Origin of the sequence: Mesobacillus subterraneus (assembly GCF_023715485.1) — a bacterium.
GTDB lineage: Bacteria > Bacillota > Bacilli > Bacillales > Cytobacillaceae > Mesobacillus > Mesobacillus subterraneus_B.
In genome coordinates this window covers 81,773-96,518 of sequence record NZ_JAMBOF010000002.1, presented here as the reverse complement: position 1 = coordinate 96,518, position 14,746 = coordinate 81,773, and the positions used below count along the sequence as shown (strand labels likewise).

Annotated in this window: 16 protein-coding genes and 1 riboswitch; of the genes, 12 read left to right on the top strand and 4 right to left on the bottom strand. The window is 42.5% G+C overall.

The window, feature by feature from the left end:
• Window positions 1–14: 14 nt before the first annotated feature.
• Window positions 15–1,568, bottom strand: a complete 1,554-nt coding sequence (locus M3204_RS03045) for a spore germination protein (protein ID WP_251478407.1) — start codon at window positions 1,566–1,568, stop codon at window positions 15–17.
• Window positions 1,569–1,750: 182 nt separating this feature from the next.
• Between M3204_RS03045 and M3204_RS03040 the strand changes: the two genes are divergently transcribed.
• Window positions 1,751–1,993: a YusU family protein gene (locus tag M3204_RS03040; protein WP_251478404.1), complete on the top strand. Its 243-nt coding sequence runs from the start codon at window positions 1,751–1,753 to the stop codon at window positions 1,991–1,993.
• Window positions 1,994–2,108: 115 nt separating this feature from the next.
• On the opposite strand, the gene M3204_RS03035 is transcribed toward M3204_RS03040, so the two are convergent.
• A complete protein-coding gene (locus M3204_RS03035; RefSeq protein WP_251478402.1) occupies window positions 2,109–2,453 on the bottom strand; it encodes a spore coat protein in 345 nt (114 codons plus the stop codon).
• 70 nt (window positions 2,454–2,523) lie between these two features.
• Entirely contained in the window at window positions 2,524–2,799 is a 276-nt protein-coding gene (locus M3204_RS03030; protein ID WP_251478400.1) for a hypothetical protein, read from the bottom strand.
• 220 nt (window positions 2,800–3,019) lie between these two features.
• Here M3204_RS03030 and M3204_RS03025 point away from each other — a divergent pair, with 220 nt between their 5' ends.
• Entirely contained in the window at window positions 3,020–3,937 is a 918-nt protein-coding gene (locus tag M3204_RS03025) for a proline dehydrogenase family protein (protein WP_251478398.1), read from the top strand.
• 34 nt (window positions 3,938–3,971) lie between these two features.
• Here M3204_RS03025 and M3204_RS03020 read toward each other — a convergent pair whose 3' ends face one another.
• Window positions 3,972–4,103: a YuzL family protein gene (locus M3204_RS03020; RefSeq protein ID WP_207502060.1), complete on the bottom strand. Its 132-nt coding sequence runs from the start codon at window positions 4,101–4,103 to the stop codon at window positions 3,972–3,974.
• 248 nt (window positions 4,104–4,351) lie between these two features.
• On the opposite strand from M3204_RS03020, the gene M3204_RS03015 reads away from it, so the two are divergent.
• The 10 genes from M3204_RS03015 to M3204_RS02970 all read left to right on the top strand — a co-directional run bounded on the left by M3204_RS03015 (window position 4,352) and on the right by M3204_RS02970 (window position 14,468).
• Window positions 4,352–6,733, top strand: coding sequence for a 3-hydroxyacyl-CoA dehydrogenase/enoyl-CoA hydratase family protein (locus M3204_RS03015; RefSeq protein WP_251479060.1), 2,382 nt, complete (start codon window positions 4,352–4,354; stop codon window positions 6,731–6,733).
• Between the two features lie 69 nt (window positions 6,734–6,802).
• Complete coding sequence (locus M3204_RS03010) at window positions 6,803–7,978, top strand: acetyl-CoA C-acetyltransferase (RefSeq protein WP_251478397.1); 1,176 nt, start codon at window positions 6,803–6,805, stop codon at window positions 7,976–7,978.
• Window positions 7,979–8,043: 65 nt separating this feature from the next.
• Window positions 8,044–9,828 (top strand): acyl-CoA dehydrogenase family protein, encoded by a 1,785-nt coding sequence (locus M3204_RS03005; protein WP_251478395.1) that lies wholly within the window; start codon window positions 8,044–8,046, stop codon window positions 9,826–9,828.
• A 616-nt stretch (window positions 9,829–10,444) separates the two neighbouring features.
• Entirely contained in the window at window positions 10,445–10,801 is a 357-nt protein-coding gene (locus tag M3204_RS03000) for an arsenate reductase family protein (protein ID WP_251478392.1), read from the top strand.
• Between the two features lie 53 nt (window positions 10,802–10,854).
• Entirely contained in the window at window positions 10,855–11,235 is a 381-nt protein-coding gene (gene gcvH / locus M3204_RS02995; protein ID WP_251478389.1) for a glycine cleavage system protein GcvH, read from the top strand.
• Between the two features lie 149 nt (window positions 11,236–11,384).
• Window positions 11,385–11,624, top strand: coding sequence for a YusG family protein (locus tag M3204_RS02990; RefSeq protein WP_251478386.1), 240 nt, complete (start codon window positions 11,385–11,387; stop codon window positions 11,622–11,624).
• Between the two features lie 214 nt (window positions 11,625–11,838).
• Window positions 11,839–12,189 (top strand): toprim domain-containing protein, encoded by a 351-nt coding sequence (locus tag M3204_RS02985; RefSeq protein WP_125479011.1) that lies wholly within the window; start codon window positions 11,839–11,841, stop codon window positions 12,187–12,189.
• Between the two features lie 6 nt (window positions 12,190–12,195).
• Entirely contained in the window at window positions 12,196–12,522 is a 327-nt protein-coding gene (locus M3204_RS02980) for a thioredoxin family protein (protein ID WP_251478383.1), read from the top strand.
• Window positions 12,523–12,655: 133 nt separating this feature from the next.
• Window positions 12,656–13,921 carry an MFS transporter gene (locus M3204_RS02975; RefSeq protein ID WP_251478380.1) on the top strand — a complete coding sequence of 422 codons (1,266 nt, stop codon included), beginning with the start codon at window positions 12,656–12,658 and terminating at the stop codon, window positions 13,919–13,921.
• Window positions 13,922–14,126: 205 nt separating this feature from the next.
• On the top strand, window positions 14,127–14,468 hold the full coding sequence (locus M3204_RS02970; protein WP_251478376.1) for a hypothetical protein: 342 nt from the start codon (window positions 14,127–14,129) through the stop codon (window positions 14,466–14,468).
• Between the two features lie 91 nt (window positions 14,469–14,559).
• A riboswitch (SAM riboswitch) is annotated at window positions 14,560–14,662 on the top strand.
• The last annotated feature ends 84 nt before the right edge of the window (window positions 14,663–14,746 follow it).

Genomic DNA, 14,746 nt, shown 5'->3' with positions numbered 1-14,746 from the left:
GACACCTCCAATACTCATTCATCAATATCCTTTTTTTCTTTCGCTTTTTCTTTACTGAAACGGACAGGGTTTTCTGTCCTTAAATATTGTGGCCGCAAAGACTGTTTTTTAAATGGAAGCCGTATAATGGCATCCTTGAAATCTGTAATCCGGGGCGGATATAAAGGTTCCAGGAATGGACGCCCAAGTGATGTAAGCCGAATTAAATGGGTTAACAGAAAAGAAAAGGAAATGACAATTCCTAACAATCCCCATAGTTCCGCAAAGAATAGAAAAGGAAAACGCAATAGCCTGATGGTATTGCCCATACGGTATACCGGTGTGGTAAAGGATGCGAGCGCAGCCAAAGCGACTATGATCAATAATACGTTACTCGTCAGGCCTGCTTCAACTGACGCCGTTCCGATTACAATCCCGCCCACGATACCGATCGTCTGGCCGACTTTTGTAGGCAAGCGAGCACCCGCCTCACGCAGCAGCTCAATCGTAAGCTCCAGGAACAATGCTTCTAAAATAGGAGGGAGCGGAATTTCTCTCCTTGATGTAATGAGCGTGCTCAGAAGATCCTTTGGGATCAATTCGTAATGATAGGAAAGGGCCGCTACATAAATAGGTGTTATTAAAATCGAGAAGGCAACCGCAAACAAACGGACCAATCGGAAAAATGATGACAGTAAATAGTTCAAAAAATAGTCTTCGAATGAACCAAAGAACTCCACCAGTGTTGTTGGACCAATCAATGCATGCGGTGAGCCATCAACAAGTATCGCCACTTTACCTTCCGCAAGAATTGCAGCTACTCGGTCAGGCCTTTCCGTATCCAGCAACTGTGGGAACGGGGAGTTTTCATTATCTGAAATCAACTGGACGATATAAGAGCTATCAGTGATTTCATCAAATTCTATTTCTTTGATTCTTTGTCTTACGGTATCAACATTGTCGGTGTTTGTAATGCCATCAATATAGAGAATTGCTACACCGCTGTGCGATAGTGTCCCAACAGTATAGTTTTCAATAATCAGCTCTTTTACTGGAACTCTCTTGCGGATAAGATTAAGGTTTTGATCCATCGACTCCACAAAGGATTCTTTTGGTCCAATTACGCTGAACTCAACCTCTGGCTGGGCAACATTTCTGACTATTTCTTTTTGTGCGGCGATGAAAGCAAAACACTTTTCTTCACCTTCCAACGTAAGGAGGACATACCCGTTAAAAAGCTTTTTCTCGATATCCTCGTTTCTCTCGGAAATTTGGACATCCGCAATTGGTATTAGCTTTTTAACATCTTCAATATATTTAAAGTCTCTCTCAAGAAGGTAGGGAAGGGCGTTGTTTTGCAAAATGCTTTCATCTATTAAAGTAGTTATAAATGAAAAACAAAACTTTTTTCCTGTTTTTTGGTTCACGTAAAAGGTCTTCTTAAAGTCGTGAGATTTTTTGAAAAGAATTTCCCATCCGTGATCATTCAGGTAATTGTCTTGTTCTTGACCAGTATTGCCCTGAGTATCTTGTTTGGCAGCTTCTTTCTCAAGTTCTTTCATCATTTTTTTCTTAAATAACTGTTTCATAAAAATCTCCGCCAATCTGGATTTAAACTTATTCTTTCCGAAATTGGGATGTTTATGAAAAAATTAATTCTAAGCTGTAATAATTATTGGTTAGGCCAACATCCACGAGGAAATAATCTCGCTTTATCGTATTGAGGATGTTATTTTGGGTATAGAAAATGTTGAAAGGATGCATGCATAAAATGAATAAAAATATTACTGAACAAATCGATGGACTGATGGAAAAGTATACAGAACTTCTAGTGGGGGAAGCCTCCGCTGAAAATATTGATAAAGTGAGAACGTGGATCCTATACAGCCATATCGCCAAATCAATGCCTCCGCTTGCGAAGCATTGGAATGCTGAATACCCTGACGCGAAAGAACAAATTAAAAACGTGATCTCCGAAGTTAAAGAACTAAACGAAAAGAACCGCCAGAAATAAGCAATAACCATCCCGATAGCGGGATGGTTATTTTTTACGAGAGTGTAATTTTCACTTCGAGAATTGTCCAGCTCCAGCGCCTAGCCAGTTTTCATCCCCGACGCTTGCGCTTTTCTTATTGCAGCTGGCTGCCATATGGGAACTGTGCAGAGTAACCCTGGAATTGCTGATGAGATTGTTGCAGTTTTTGTGAGTCGGCAGCCTCGATTGCGTACCAGCCTTTCTTGAACATCAGGTTGTATATGCTGCGCTGGGCATTGGCAGTTTCAGTATAGATCGCCAGTACATCCTGATAAAGTTGATCATGGCTGGCTTCATGAAGAGCCTGAGTATATGCATCTGTCATATATTTTTCTGTCGTCAAAATATCGTTGATGAAATCACGGTCATTCATTTGCGGTGTCTTTTGGATCTTTGTTTCTGGATTTTGGATTTTTTGCTGGTTCTGGTTCTGATTCATCTGCTATTCCTCCTATTATTAGTCAGTTACAGCCCTGAAATAGCACTATTGCAAGGCGCTTGCGCTATTCTTATTGCATTCCAGTATAAGCTTGGTTCTGCGGGCTGTTCAGGTGCGTCAGGATTTTTTCATAATGTCTCTGGTGCATTTGGCCGCATTTTTCAATTTCAGCCTTCAATTCAGGGTCCTGGCATTGTCCAGCGAAGAAATGAGCCTTTTTCATCGCGAGTAAGTTCCAGGAAAGCATATCGGTCAAATACAAAGAATCCTTTGTCGAAACAACTGAAGGGGGAGTTTGCATAATTCCTTGCTGCTGGCTTTGAAAATTCATGTTTTGCTGCTGCATATTTTTACCTCCTGTATAATGTTTATTTCATCGAATATTATCCTTCCCGTGCGAAAATAAAGTATGCAGGAGATGATTTATCAAAAAAGAACATTTTCGTACAAAAGTAATATTCAAAGACCTGAAAAAGTGATAAAATGATTTTGCAAAATATATATAAGATGAAGCAACTTTTTTTAAGGGGTATTGTAATCGTTTTCATCACAGGGGAGGAAAAGCTATGGAACAATTAATGAGGGACTTCTTTCTATTTTTATCGAAAAATAAATTTTTTACCCAAATGGCCAAGAAATACGGTCTGCGCTTAGGGGCGAAACGCTTCGTTTCTGGAGAGAAAGTGGATCAGGCTGTTGAGGTCATCAAGGGTCTGAATCAGAAAAATTTGGCTGTGACAGTCGATTACTTAGGTGAGTTCGTTGACAATGAAAAGGAAGCGAATGAGAGAGCAGACAATACAATTGAAGCAATCAAGGCAATCGGCCGTGAAAAACTGAATGCACAGGTAAGTGTCAAGATGACCTCAATGGGATTTGATATCTCAGATAAGGTGATCATGAACAATATGCGCCGAATCATGGATGCCGCAACAGAGAATAACGTTTTCGTAACCATCGACATGGAAGACTATGAACGCTGCCAGAAGACACTCGATATCTTCAAACAGCTTAAATCCGAGTACGAGAACATCGGAACCGTTATTCAGGCCTATCTATACAGGACTGAAAAGGACATTGAAGATCTGAATCAATATTCTCCAAATCTCCGCCTTGTAAAAGGTGCTTATAAGGAGTCACCTGAAGTGGCGTTCCCTGAGAAAAAGGATGTTGATGAAAACTTTAAGAAAATCATCAAAATGCACTTGCTGAATGGAAATTACACAGCAGTTGCTTCACATGATGACAATATCATCAATTTCACAAAAGAATTCGCAAAAGCGAATAACATTCCAAAAAGCCAGTTCGAATTCCAGATGCTTTATGGCATCATGCCGGAAAGACAGCTCCAGCTTGCGAATGAAGGATATACAATGCGTGTTTATGTCCCTTATGGCACAGACTGGTATGGCTATTTCATGCGCCGCCTTGCTGAGCGCCCGGCAAACGTTGCATTTGTCCTTAAAGGAATGTTCAAGAAATAAAATGAGTCAGGCTGACAAAAGTCAGCCTGTTTTTTTATTTTTTATATTGGCTGTTCTGGCTGTTGACTTTTCCTTCGCCGCCCTGGCCCATTGAAGGCCCTGCATTTCCTTTCACGCTCGCTGCGCTGACACCAGCCTTCGACGGATGCTTCTTCATTCTTGCCATGATCGTACCTCCATCTTTTTATAGAAATCAGCGACCTTATGACCGCTTTTTTAGGTTGCCCAATCGCAGGAGATATAATAGCGATTGTAAAATTCAAAAAATTTTCTTTTTTCCGCACCTTATTATTGCGGAAATTTTTTAAATATTTTATAGTAGTAATTAACAGAACTCATTTATATGCCTATTTTTTTTGAAGCAAAAATGAATGAGTATTCATTCAAAAAGAGTCAAAGGGGGAGACAAATTTGATGCGACAAATTCAAAAAGCGGCAGTTCTTGGATCTGGAGTCATGGGATCAGGGATTGCAGCACATCTGGCCAACATCGGTATACCGACATTGCTGATGGATATCGTACCTCGGGAATTAACAGAACAGGAAAAAGCAAAGGGTTTGACACTTGAAGACAAGCAGGTTCGCAACCGGATTAGTGCAGGCGCGCTGCAAAAGCTGTTAAAGCAAAAACCGGCACCTTTGGCCTCCAAGAAAAATCTTGCTCTAATTGAAGCGGGTAACTTTGAAGACGATATGGAAAAGCTGAAAGATGTTGACTGGGTAATCGAAGTAGTTGTTGAAAATCTTGATATAAAGAAAAAAGTATTCACTGATGTAGATAAATACCGCAAACAGGGAAGCATCATCAGCTCCAATACTTCCGGTATTTCAGTTGAGGCAATGGCGGAAGGGCGTACGGATGATTTCAGGAAACATTTCCTTGGAACACATTTCTTCAACCCGCCGCGCTATTTGAAGCTGCTTGAAGTGATTCCTACTAAAGATACGGACCCTGAGGTTCTTTCCTTCATGAAGAAGTTTGGCGAAGATAAGCTTGGCAAGGGTGTGGTAGAAGCAAAGGATACACCTAACTTCATCGCGAACAGGATTGGAACTTATGGATTGCTTGTTACTGTTCGAGAAATGATCAAAGGCGGCTACAGTGTTGGAGAAGTTGACTCAGTGACGGGCCCGACGATTGGACGCCCTAAGAGCGCAACATTCCGCACGCTGGACGTTGTTGGCCTCGATACTTTCGCCCATGTTGCGAAGAACGTGTATGACCAGGTCGACGGCGAAGAGAAGGAAGTATTTGAAGTACCTGAATTCATGAAGAAGATGCTTGAAAACGGCTGGCTTGGAAGCAAGTCAGGTCAAGGATTCTTCCTGAAGCAGGGCAAAGAAATCCTTGAATTGGACCCGCAAACATTAGAATACGGGCCTCGCAAAAAGTTAAAGACTGCTTCTACCGAAATGAGCAAGCAGGAAAAAGGCCTGGCAAATAAAATGAAAGCGCTTGTTTATGCGCATGATCGCGCAGGTGAACTGCTATGGAATATTTTCAGTCCTGTACTGGTTTACTCAGCTGAGTTATTAGGAACGATTGCCGATGATGTCGTCGCTATCGACCGTGCAATGAAATGGGGCTTCGGCTGGGAAATGGGACCGTTTGAAGCTTGGGATGCATTAGGGGTAGAAAAGGCAATCAGCAAAATGGAAGCTGAAGGCAAGACTGTTCCTGCTTGGGTGAAAGAAATGGTCGAGAAAGGCTTCAATTCCTTTTATAAAGAAGAGGACGGGGTGCTTAGCTATTACCACAATGGCGAATATGCAGCTGTTGAAGAGAATCAAAAGGTCATCAACCTGAAGCTGCTTAAAAAGCAAAATGGGGTCATCAAGAAGAATGGCGGAGCAAGCCTGATCGACCTTGGCGATGGGATCGCTCTTCTAGAATTCCATTCACACAGTAACTCAATCGGCCCGGATATCCTCCAGATGATCAACTTCGCAATTGACGAGGTTGAAAAGAATTATAAGGGACTTGTCATCGGCAACCAGGGCAAGAACTTCTCGGTAGGAGCCAACCTGGCGATGATCTTGATGGAGGCCCAGGATGATAACATTTGGGATCTTGATATGGTCGTACGCCAATTCCAGCAGACGACTTTGAAACTCAAATACTGCTCTAAACCAGTCGTTGCTGCACCATTTGGCATGACTCTTGGCGGAGGAGCAGAAATGTGCTTGCCGGCAGCCCATATCCAGGCATCAATGGAAACCTACATGGGTCTTGTTGAAGCAGGTGTCGGCCTGATTCCTGGCGGCGGCGGAAACAAGGAGCTTTACATCAAGCATCTGGAAGGACTGCCAAAAGGCGTGGAATTCGACCTTCAAAAGGTTGCCAACAAAGTATTCGAAACAATTGCGATGGCAAAAGTATCAACTTCAGGCGAGGAAGCACGTGAGAATAACTTCTTAAATGAAGCAGATGGCATCAGCGTGAACAGCGATCATCTGTTGTATGATGCAAAACAAGCTGCTTTGAATCTTTATGAAAGCGGTTATAAGGCTCCAGTGAGAAGGAAAGTTCCTGTAACGGGAGAACCAGGATATGCAACATTGCTTCTTGGTGCACAGACAATGCATCTTTCAGGCTATATTTCCGAACATGATCTGAAAATCGCGAAAAAGCTTGCGTATGTCATCGCCGGCGGAAAAGTACCATACGGAACCGAAGTCGATGAGCAATACTTGCTTGATCTTGAAAGAGAAGCATTCCTAAGCCTTGTGGCTGAACCTAAATCACAGCAGCGCATGCAGCATATGCTCGTAAAAGGCAAGCCATTGCGCAATTAATAGATTCATATTTTACCTGTTAAATCGACTAGGAATAAATTGAACATCCAAGGAAAGAGAGGGAATGAGATGAGAGAAGCGGTAATCGTAGCCGGAGCCCGGACACCGGTAGGAAGAGCAAAGAAAGGAACGCTTGCTAATGTGCGTCCAGATGATCTAGGGGCTCTCGTTGTAAGAGAAACTCTAAAGCGCGCAGGCAATTATGAAGGGAATATCGATGATCTTATCATCGGCTGTGCAATGCCTGAGGCAGAGCAGGGATTGAATATGGCGCGCAATATCGGCGCTCTTGCAGGACTTTCGCATGAAGTGCCAGCCATCACAATCAACCGCTATTGTTCTTCAGGTTTACAGGCAATTGCCAATGCATCTGAAAGAATCATGCTAGGCCATGCAGACACAATCATCGCTGGAGGCGCAGAATCCATGAGCCTTGTGCCGATGATGGGCCATGTTGTCCGTCCGAATGCGAAGCTTGCAGAAACTGCCCCGCAATATTATATGGGGATGGGCCATACAGCAGAAGAAGTAGCAAAAAAATACGGCATTTCCCGTGAGGACCAGGATGCGTTCGCAGTAAGAAGCCATCAGCGTGCAGCAAAAGCGATCCAGGAAGGGAAGTTCGAGGAAGAAATTGTTCCTGTCGATGTAACTGTACGGACAGTAGGAAAAGACAATAAGCTTGCAGAAAAGACTTTCCAATTCAAACAGGATGAAGGCGTCCGCCCTGACACGAATATGGAAACTCTTGCAAAGCTTCGCCCGGCGTTCTCGATCAATGGCACGGTAACTGCAGGGAACTCTTCTCAGACAAGCGACGGAGCAGCCGCCGTCATGGTGATGGACCGGGAAAAAGCCGAGTCCCTTGGATTGAAGCCATTGGCGAAGTTCAGATCGTTCGCACTTGGCGGAGTGCCGCCTGAAATCATGGGGATCGGGCCAGTCGTGGCAATCCCAAGAGCATTGAAATTAGCAGGACTGCAAGTATCTGATATTGGTGTATTCGAATTGAACGAAGCATTTGCATCACAATCCATCCAGGTAATCCGTGAGCTTGGACTGGATGAGGATAAAGTCAATGTCAATGGCGGAGCAATCGCCCTGGGACATCCGCTTGGAACTACTGGTGCTAAGCTGACTCTTTCCATCATCCATGAAATGAAGCGCCGCAACGAGCAATTCGGCGTCGTGACAATGTGTATCGGCGGCGGTATGGGCGCAGCTGGAGTATTCGAATTATTATAAAACTCTATTTAACTATAAAATGGAGGGGCTAAGCTCCTCCCCAAAATAGACAGGAGGAATATTCAATGGAAAACCAAACAGAAAAGCTGGTAAAAGGCGGGAGCTTCTTAATCGAAGACGTAACGTATGATCAGGTTTTTACTCCAGAGGATTACACTGATGAGCACAAAATGATCGCAAAAACGACTGAGGACTTCGTTACGAACGAAGTATTGCCTCAGGTTGAATATATTGAACAGCATGAATTTGACCGCACGGTGAAACTATTGAAGGAAGCCGGGGAGCTTGGGCTTCTTGGTGCAGATGTTCCTGAAGAATACGGCGGTTTAAGCCTTGATAAAATCAGTTCAGCCCTGATCGCGGAAAAAATGGCTGTAGCCGGCGGTTTCTCTATTTCCCACGGAGCGCATGTAGGAATCGGTTCACTTCCAATCGTGCTTTTCGGCAATGAAGATCAAAAGCAAAAGTACTTGCCAGTTCTGGCAACAGGAGAAAAGCTTGCTGCATACGCACTTACAGAGCCAGGTTCAGGATCAGACGCTTTGGGTGCAAAGACAACAGCCAAGTTGAATGCAGAAGGCACTCACTACGTACTGAATGGTGAAAAGCAATGGATCACCAATGCCGGTTTTGCTGATGTATTCGTTGTTTACGCTAAAATCGATGGCGAACAATTCACAGCTTTCATTGTTGAAAGAGAATACCCAGGAGTATCAGTAGGTGCTGAAGAAAAGAAAATGGGTATCAAGAGCTCATCGACACGTACATTGATTCTTGAGGATGCACAAGTTCCGGTTGAAAATCTTCTAGGAGAAGCTGGTAAAGGGCACCTCATCGCCTTTAACATCCTTAACATCGGCCGTTATAAGTTAGGTGTAGGCGCTACTGGTGGTGCTAAGCAGGCATTTGGCCTGACAGTCAAATATGCAAACCAGCGCCAGCAATTCAAAACGCCGATTTCCCAGTTCAACCTGACAAAGGAAAAGCTTGCAACGATGGCTTCCAAAATATATGCTACTGAAAGCTCAGTATACCGTACAGTAGGATTGTTCGAAGATAGAATGAACCAGCTGACAGACGAAGAAATCAACAATGGTAAAGCTGTTGCTGATTCAATCGCCGAATACGCAATTGAGTGCTCAATGAACAAGGTCTTCGCTACAGAAACACTTGACTATGTCGTAGATGAAGGCGTCCAGATCCACGGCGGATACGGTTTCATGCAGGAATATGAAATCGAAAGAGCGTACCGTGATTCAAGGATCAACCGTATTTTTGAAGGAACAAATGAAATCAACCGCCTGTTAGTGCCTGGAACATTCCTGCGCAAAGCTATGAAGGGCGAGCTTCCTTTATTGCAAAAAGCCCAGCAGCTTCAGGAAGAACTGATGATGCTTATGCCTGAAGAGCCAGGCGATGAGCCGCTTGCACAAGAAAAGTACCTCGTGAAGAATGCGAAAAAGATTGGTTTGCTAGCTGCAGGATTGGCAGCCCAGAAGTTTGGCAAGGCATTAGAAAGAGAACAGGAAATCCTGGTAAATATCGCGGATATTATTTCTAACGCTTATTCAATGGAATCAGCTGTCCTCCGTACTGAAAAGGCGATCGCAAAAGATGGACTGGAGAAGAGCAAGCAAAAGCTTCTTTACACACAGATCTTCTGCCAGGAAGCATTCAATGATATCGAACGCGATGCTAAAGAAACGCTTGTTGCGACTGAAGAAGGCGATGCGCTGCGCATGCTGACTTCCGCTTTGCGCAAGTTCACTAGACACACACCAATCAACGTAATCGCTAAAAAGCGTGAAGCAGCTGAAAAGCTGACCGAAGCAGAACGCTTTGTAGTATAATTTACATTAGGACGCTCCTCTCGTTTGCGGGAGGGGTGTTTTATATTTCTTTAGGAAATAAAAAAGTATTAGTTGTGGATAACCTCATGTAGTATTCTTAATCCAGCTCCAGCGCCTAGCCCCTCGAGACGCTTCGGTCCTGCCAATGAAGTCAAAGAACGACTTCACTGTCAGGCCCTCCAGCGCTTGTCGGAGTTGAACAGTCGCCTCCGCTTTTCGAATTGTCTAGTGTCGCCTCCTAGAAACTCCGAAACTTCAACTTCCCCGGCAGAAGCAAAAAGCGCTTCTTTGGTGGAGTCTCCAGTTTCTGCGTTTCTGGGCAGTCGGCTATACATTTCGATTTCGGTCCTGCCAATGAAGTCAAAGAACGACTTCTCTGTCAGACCCTCCAGCGATTGTCGGGGCTGAACGAGGTGCTTGCGCTTTTTGTTCTTAGGGCATCAACGGGTTTAATTTTAGATGAAGAAGGATTTTTGCAGCTTTTGTTGAAATAAGTAATGGATGCCAAAAATATTGTGGGAAATTAAACACGGAATGTTAGAATTTTGCCACCATAGTATGTTACTATCCGTTTAGAGGGAATAAATAATGGGATACTAGCAAGGGTGGTGAAAAAATGGCAAAATCGTTTTATTGGTACCCTAAATGCGGCACCTGCAGAAATGCTAAGAAATGGTTAGACCAGCATGATGCAGACTATAATGAAATACATATTGTCGAAAATCCTCCTTCCCGATCTGAGCTTGAAGAAATGCTAGATAAAAGCGGCCTTGATATTAAAAAGTTTTTTAATACGAGCGGCCAGAAATACCGGGACCTGGGAATGAAGGACAAAATCAAGACAGCATCCAGGAGCGAGCTGTTAGAATTGCTTGCATCTGACGGAATGCTAATCAAGCGCCCGCTGTTGACAGACGGGGAAAAAGTAACTGTGGGCTTTAAAGAGGAAGAATACGAAAAAGCCTGGCTTTAAGTTTGGTCCCATCGATATTAATCGATAGAGATATACAAATGGAGGGATAGTAAATGAATACACCAAATGAGTTGCGTTATTCTGAAGAACATGAGTGGGTAAAAGTTGAAGGAGAAAAGGTTCGCGTCGGCATCACTGATTTTGCTCAATCTGAACTAGGTGACATCGTATTCGTAGAACTTCCTGAAGTAGGAGACGAAATCACTGCTGATGAGCCATTCGGAAGTGTTGAGTCTGTAAAAACTGTTTCTGAGCTTTATGCTCCGGTAAGCGGTAAAGTAGTAGAAGTAAACGAAGACCTAAACGACAGCCCTGAGTTTGTAAACGAATCTCCATATGAAAAAGCATGGATGATCGTTGTGGAACTGTCTGACAGCAGCGAAGTAGACAAGCTAATGACAGCTGAACAATACGAAGAAATGACAAAAGAATAATTATCCAATAAGACGCCTTGATGCTTTCAAGGCGTCTTTGCTTTTTATTAGGACAAAACACCTTTTTTACTCCAACATTTTTCCATCACTTCAAATGCTGTTTTCGGACAGACTATGAGTACCGACTAACGTAAAAAGGGAGAACAGCGATGACACTTAACCAACAAAAATTAGACATCACTGACAGGGTAACAGGGAAGATAGAGAACGGAAGAATTCAGCTGTATCTGGAAAATGAACCAATCGGAAAGATTAATCTGCCTGAAGGGGTCCAGCTTGAGCTAGGGCATCACTTTGTATCAGAACAGAATAGGATTTACCAGCATGTATCAGTGCCGGATCAGTCAGAACCTCGGTACACTGATTGTGATGAAGGCGGCTGGTGTTAAGCGGAAAGCAGCGGCCAGCCAAGCCGCTGTTTTTTTATTAGGAATAATTCATATGAATTTCTGTCATCTCGAAGGAAAAATAGGCTAGTCTAAATTTTTGCATTCTAATTCAAAAACAGTGACAATAGAAATAAGTACTTAACAGCACAAATTTTTCAATAATGTTTATAATAATGTAAAGCAATTATCTTCTGGTGCATAGGTGGTTATGGCGATGGACGAAAATCACAAGGTGATCATAGTGGAAGGCTCGTCAGACAAAAGGAAAGTACAGACCGTGCTGAAGGAACCGGTTGAAATTATATGTACAAATGGAACGATAGGTGTTTCAAAGCTAGATGAGCTGATTGATTCACTTTTTGATAAAGATGTTTATATTCTTGTGGATGCTGATGCATCCGGTGAGAAGCTAAGGAAACAATTCAAGCGGGAATTTCCCGAAGCGAACCATTTGTACATTGATAAGATGTACAGAGAGGTGGCAACGGCACCGGAAAACCATCTTGCTACAGTTTTGATTGGAGCAAATATCGACGTTCATGCAGAGTATTTAGAAAAAGGATGACTGTAGATGAAAGAGTGGACTAAGGAAGACGTGGAAGCTTTTTTTGCGGAAAAGAAGACGGGATACCTTTATTTTTATACGCCTATGTGCGGAACATGCCTAGTTGCTGGGAAAATGCTGACGGTTATTGAGCAACTCCTTCCTGAAATTAATTCCGGCAAAGCGGATTTAAATTACCTGCCTGAAATGGCAGAGCGCTTTGAAATCGAAAGTGTTCCTTGTCTGATTGTCGTAAATAAGGGAGAGGTTCAAGAGAAGATATATGCCTTTCAATCTGTCCCTTATTTATTTGAGAAGCTGAAAAATCTAGAGAATGTTAAGACAAGCGGCTAAGCCGTTTTTTTTTGCCCAAAAACAGGAAGAAAAAAATTTAAAAATTCATTATAACGTGTTGAAATGATTTACATATCGTTCCAAAGATATTATTATATTTAGAGTACCGAAATAATCGAGAGGCGAAATTTAAATGGCTCTTTATAATGAATGGGCAGAACAAATCAAAGGCTACAATCGAAATATAAAATTAACCTTTTTCGCGAATATTTTAACGCAAATTGGACTTGGAATTTTCATGGTCATTTATAATTTCTATATTCGGGAGCTGGGCTTTAATGAGCTTGTTAATGGCAAGGTCATCTCGATGACATCTCTGGCAACTGCACTCGTGTTGATTCCGGCAGGGATAATGAGTGACAAGGTTGGCAGAAAGAAGCTAATGCTTTATGGAGCCATGTCGACAGGGGTTATTTTATTCGCAAGAAGTATGGTCGAAGCACAATCTTTACTGGTTTTATTTGCATTTGGAACGGGCCTGGCATCAGCCTTCATCCAGGTTTCAATCATTCCGTGGCTTGCAGAGAATTCTAGGTCAGAACAGCGCGTACATTTGTTCAGCATCCATTTTGCGACAATGACAGCTGCCAATGTTATCGGCAGCCTTTTCGGCGGTATAATGACAGATTTATTTGCAATGATTGTCCCTGATCTGGATAGCATCAGGTATACATTGTTCATCGGGGCTTTCCTGTTCTTATCAGCGCTTTTGCCGATTATGAAGCTTGTGGAAAAACGTCCTATAACACAAGGACAGCCTAAGTCCAAGGGAACAAGTTGGGCAATTACTCATAAAGGCAGCATTAAAATTATCCTTCTATTTGCTGTTGCTCAATTAATGATTGGTTTTGGTGCAGGCTTGGTTATTCCCTATTTGAATCTTTATTTTGCAGACAGGTTCATGGCCTCTAATTCATTAATTGGACTGGTCATCTCGCTCGGACAAGGGGCTACAGCCCTGGCGATGATCATTGGACCCATGGTGGTGCGCAGGCTCGGTGAAGTGAAAGCTGTAGTGATTTTACAGCTTATGTCTCTTCCATTTCTGCTTCTGACTGCCTATACTCAGCAATTTTGGCTGGCTGCGCTAGGATTTTTATTCCGTCAGGCCCTCATGAATGCAGGAAATCCGATTCAAATGTCATTGATGATGTCAAAAGTAGATGATTCGATGAAAGGCCTTGCCAATTCAGTTAACCAGATGGTTTTTAATTTAGGCTGGGCAATTATGGGACCAGTTTCCACTGGAATTGTGCTTAAGTACGGTTCCTACTGGGGCTATGCGACCGTATTTACAATTACCGCTGGTTTGTATCTAATTGGTTCAACATACTTTTTCATCGTATTCAAAAGCATGAATAAAACAAAAACCGCCATAGTAAAAACAAAACCTGCTTAATTCATGTGATTGTTTAGACATATTTCTCGGGAAATGAAAGACATTGCCGAAATATCATTTGGCTTTGTCTTTTTTTGCTTTTTTCATGGTGTAAAGCCGGAAAAACTACAAAATAACTCCATTATTTAACGTAATATTTGTCGAAGGATTTATACAGGTTTTTTCCTGGTGACAAGGAATATGTTATACAGGGGAGTTGAGCGGGATGCAAGAACGATTCATAAAGTTTGTGAATGAAATCAGCGCCAAAAATCATATATTTCAATTAGTAAAAAATCTTGACCTTTGCCTCACGATTGAAACGGAAGAATATCGTTTTTATTTGTACTTTAAGGATAATAAAGTGATATTGCGAGAGCAGAATGATTTGTCTTCAGGTTACCAGGCTAAGTTAGCTGGAGAAAATCAATTCATGATCGAGTTGCTTGACGGGGGAATTAAACTCAGAAATGGGATTAATTCAGGATATTTTAGAATGGATTGTCCCTACCGGATTCAATTGGCACTGGAATCAATCTTCTTCCTTTCAAGGCCGCTGACTGCATAATATTTATCTGAAAAGTTAAAAAATATTTGACCAGATACTTACTGCATGATATTATCACTTTAACGTAAAAAACTAGCATTGAAACTTAATATTCTTATCCAGAGAGGCGGAGGGACTGGCCCAATGAAGCCCGGCAACCGGTTATTAAACACGGTGCTAATTCCAGCAGAGCGAATGCTCTGAAAAGATAAGGAGAGATGATAACAACCCTCTTCTTAGGAAGAGGGTTTTTTCGTATCTTCTTTCTGAATTACAATTTTATGAATGGAGAGATGGAA

Excerpts from the sequence above, each read along its gene's own strand:
- M3204_RS02980 (WP_251478383.1), top strand. The coding sequence starts at position 12,196 with ATGAAAGAGTGGACTAAGGAAGACGTGGAAGCTTTTTTTGCGGAAAAG.
- M3204_RS03005 (WP_251478395.1), top strand. The coding sequence starts at position 8,044 with ATGGAAAACCAAACAGAAAAGCTGGTAAAAGGCGGGAGCTTCTTAATC.
- M3204_RS03040 (WP_251478404.1), top strand. The coding sequence starts at position 1,751 with ATGAATAAAAATATTACTGAACAAATCGATGGACTGATGGAAAAGTAT.
- M3204_RS03010 (WP_251478397.1), top strand. The coding sequence starts at position 6,803 with ATGAGAGAAGCGGTAATCGTAGCCGGAGCCCGGACACCGGTAGGAAGA.
- M3204_RS03015 (WP_251479060.1), top strand. The coding sequence starts at position 4,352 with ATGCGACAAATTCAAAAAGCGGCAGTTCTTGGATCTGGAGTCATGGGA.
- M3204_RS02975 (WP_251478380.1), top strand. The coding sequence starts at position 12,656 with ATGGCTCTTTATAATGAATGGGCAGAACAAATCAAAGGCTACAATCGA.
- M3204_RS03035 (WP_251478402.1), bottom strand. The coding sequence starts at position 2,453 with ATGAATCAGAACCAGAACCAGCAAAAAATCCAAAATCCAGAAACAAAG.
- M3204_RS02970 (WP_251478376.1), top strand. The coding sequence starts at position 14,127 with ATGCAAGAACGATTCATAAAGTTTGTGAATGAAATCAGCGCCAAAAAT.
- gcvH (WP_251478389.1), top strand. The coding sequence starts at position 10,855 with ATGAATACACCAAATGAGTTGCGTTATTCTGAAGAACATGAGTGGGTA.
- M3204_RS03000 (WP_251478392.1), top strand. The coding sequence starts at position 10,445 with ATGGCAAAATCGTTTTATTGGTACCCTAAATGCGGCACCTGCAGAAAT.
- M3204_RS02990 (WP_251478386.1), top strand. The coding sequence starts at position 11,385 with ATGACACTTAACCAACAAAAATTAGACATCACTGACAGGGTAACAGGG.
- M3204_RS02985 (WP_125479011.1), top strand. The coding sequence starts at position 11,839 with ATGGACGAAAATCACAAGGTGATCATAGTGGAAGGCTCGTCAGACAAA.
- M3204_RS03025 (WP_251478398.1), top strand. The coding sequence starts at position 3,020 with ATGGAACAATTAATGAGGGACTTCTTTCTATTTTTATCGAAAAATAAA.
- M3204_RS03020 (WP_207502060.1), bottom strand. The coding sequence starts at position 4,103 with ATGGCAAGAATGAAGAAGCATCCGTCGAAGGCTGGTGTCAGCGCAGCG.
- M3204_RS03045 (WP_251478407.1), bottom strand. The coding sequence starts at position 1,568 with ATGAAACAGTTATTTAAGAAAAAAATGATGAAAGAACTTGAGAAAGAA.
- M3204_RS03030 (WP_251478400.1), bottom strand. The coding sequence starts at position 2,799 with ATGCAGCAGCAAAACATGAATTTTCAAAGCCAGCAGCAAGGAATTATG.